Genomic DNA, 2,928 nt, shown 5'->3' with positions numbered 1-2,928 from the left:
GTTAAAATAGTATAAAAATAGATTGAAAGTAAAGGGGTGTATATATGTCGGAAGGGCTTATGAAAATGTGGTTTGCTTTAGGGGCAATTGGATTTATGTTTCTTGCAGTAAGTTTTATTTTATTGAGTAGGCATAAAATGAAGAATAAATTTTTGAAAGGGATTACAGCTTTAGTAGCGTACACCCTCATGATTGTATCGGGAATTGTTATCTTCCTTGTTGTATTTAGTGGCCCTATTGAGCAATAAAGGATGTGTAGTCGGTAAATGTTACAAAAGCAACAGTCCATACTAGCATGAAAAGGTGATTGTCAGTGAAAAAAATCCATATTATTTTAATATTTTGTTGCATGAGCATTTTAACAGGGTGTATGTATCCAAGAGAAAATATGAAACAAAGTGCTATTCCTTATGAAGACCAGTTGCAAGTTGTACAAAAAGCCATTAATACATATAAGGAGCAAACGGATGGTTTATTACCAATTAAGACGCGTGATATGAGTACGCCGATTTATCAGAAGTATCCAATTGATTTTCAAAAAATTGCTCCAAGGTACATACAAGAGGCACCAGGGAATGCGTATGAAAGTGGTGGAGTATATCAATATGTATTAATAGATGTTGAAAAAAATCCGACAGTAAAGTTAATTGATGTGAGAATGGCGGAACAAATTCAAGAAGTGGCATTGAAGCTAAGGATGTATCGTGATGAACATCAATATCCACCTTTTAAAAAAGTGATCACAGATGGTGTTTATGAATTAGACTTCAAAAAACTAGGATATAAAGATGTACCACAAGTGACAAGTCCGTACTCAGGAAAGGGTCTCCCTCTTGTAATTAATGAAAAAGGAGAATTGTTTGTTGATTATAGAATCGACTTATATGAAGCGTTGAAAAAAAATGAAGGACAATTTAAAGAAGGTGAAGATATCCGGAGTATACTATCGAAGGATTCCCCGTTTGTTCCTGCATACTCTTTGCCGTATACAGTAAAAAATGGAGAACCAATTTTTTTGAAATCATAAGTCATGAACCTTTCTTTTAGTGAATAAGTTCTAGAAGAAAGGTTTTTTATGTTATACAACTTGCGATGCAAACAAAAGGTATTTTTAAATAGTCATATGAAATTGGACAAAATTATATGATATATTGTCCGAACTTCTAGAATACCATTATATTATATCAGATATTATAGGCAACGTTAGAGAAGGTATTAGTTGACTATAAACGTGGAATTATTCCCAAAAATATTGAGGGAGGGAATCACTTGGAAAAGGTAGATATTTTTAAAGATATTGCGGAACGCACAGGCGGTGATATTTATTTTGGAGTTGTAGGAGCTGTTCGAACAGGGAAATCAACATTTATTAAAAAGTTTATGGAACTTGTTGTTATTCCCAATATTGAAAATGAGTCAGACCGTCAAAGAGCGCAGGATGAACTGCCTCAAAGTGCTGCTGGTCGTACAATAATGACGACGGAACCGAAGTTTGTTCCAAACCAAGCGGTTTCTATCGAAGTAGATGAAGGTCTTGAAGTGAATATTCGATTAGTAGATTGTGTTGGATATACGGTTCCAGGAGCAAAAGGCTATGAAGATGAGAATGGTCCGCGCATGATTAATACTCCTTGGTATGAAGAGCCTATTCCATTCCATGAAGCTGCAGAAATCGGAACACGTAAAGTAATTCAAGAGCATTCAACAATTGGTGTCGTTATTACAACAGATGGAACAATTGGTGAAATTCCAAGAAGAGATTATATAGAGGCAGAAGAACGCGTTGTAAATGAGTTAAAAGAAGTAGGAAAGCCTTTCATTATGATTATCAATACTGTACAGCCATACCATCCAGATACGGAGCAGTTACGTCAAAGTTTATCAGAAGAATATGATATCCCAGTAATTGCGATGAGTGTAGAGAGTTTAAGAGAAACAGATGTGTATAACGTACTGCGAGAAGCATTATTCGAGTTCCCGGTTTTAGAAGTGAATGTAAACCTTCCGAGCTGGGTAATGGTGCTAAATGAAGGGCATTGGTTACGCCAAAGTTATCAGGAAGCGGTTCAAGAGACTGTAAAGGATATAAAACGTCTTCGTGATGTGGACCGTGTCGTTTGGCAGTTTAGTCAATATGAATTTATTGATCGAGCAAGTCTAGCTGGCATCGATATGGGGCAAGGTGTGGCAGAGATTGATTTATATGCGCCAGATGAATTGTATGATCAAATTTTAAAAGAAGTAGTAGGAGTAGAGATTCGAGGGAAAGATCATTTATTAAAGCTTATGCTCGATTTATCTCATGCGAAAACAGAGTATGACCAAGTGGCGGATGCCCTGCGGATGGTAAAACAAACCGGATATGGAGTAGCAGCGCCTGCATTAGCTGATATGAGCTTAGATGAACCGGAAATTATTCGTCACGGCTCAAGGTTTGGTGTTAAATTAAAAGCGGTTGCGCCGTCTATTCATATGATTAAAGTGGATGTAGAATCAACATTTGAACCAATTATCGGTACTGAAAAACAAAGTGAAGAACTAGTTCGTTACTTGATGCAAGATTTTGAAGATGACCCGCTATCAATTTGGAATTCTGATATATTTGGGCGCTCTCTTAGCTCTATTGTTAGAGAAGGAATTCAAGCGAAGTTATCTCTAATGCCAGAAAACGCTCGTTATAAATTAAAAGAAACGCTAGAAAGAATTATTAATGAAGGATCTGGCGGATTAATTGCGATTATATTATAAGAAAAAAATCCCTCTAATTGCAGAGGGATTTTTTTCTTTTTGAGTACGTAATAGAAAAATAAACAGTCATTATCTAATATTTTGTTGTAAACTGTCAAGTTTCATCAGAATTTCACATTTTTAGAGTAACAATTTCCTTAAAAATATTGAATTATAAAGGAGAATCGTATAATATAGGCG

Annotated in this window: 3 protein-coding genes; all 3 read left to right on the top strand. The window is 35.6% G+C overall.

The window, feature by feature from the left end:
• Positions 1–44 precede the first annotated feature (44 nt).
• Positions 45–248, top strand: coding sequence for a DUF2768 domain-containing protein (locus AB3X49_RS20475; protein WP_002011815.1), 204 nt, complete (start codon positions 45–47; stop codon positions 246–248).
• Between the two features lie 65 nt (positions 249–313).
• On the top strand, positions 314–1,027 hold the full coding sequence (locus AB3X49_RS20470; protein WP_002126422.1) for a YphF family lipoprotein: 714 nt from the start codon (positions 314–316) through the stop codon (positions 1,025–1,027).
• A gap of 242 nt (positions 1,028–1,269) precedes the next feature.
• Complete coding sequence (gene spoIVA, locus AB3X49_RS20465) at positions 1,270–2,748, top strand: stage IV sporulation protein A (RefSeq protein WP_000416521.1); 1,479 nt, start codon at positions 1,270–1,272, stop codon at positions 2,746–2,748.
• Positions 2,749–2,928: the final 180 nt, after the last annotated feature.

Origin of the sequence: Bacillus sp. C30, from assembly GCF_040838255.1 — a bacterium.
In the GTDB taxonomy this organism is placed as follows: Bacteria; Bacillota; Bacilli; order Bacillales; family Bacillaceae_G; genus Bacillus_A; species Bacillus_A mycoides.
This window is presented reverse-complemented; position numbering and strand designations above follow the sequence as displayed.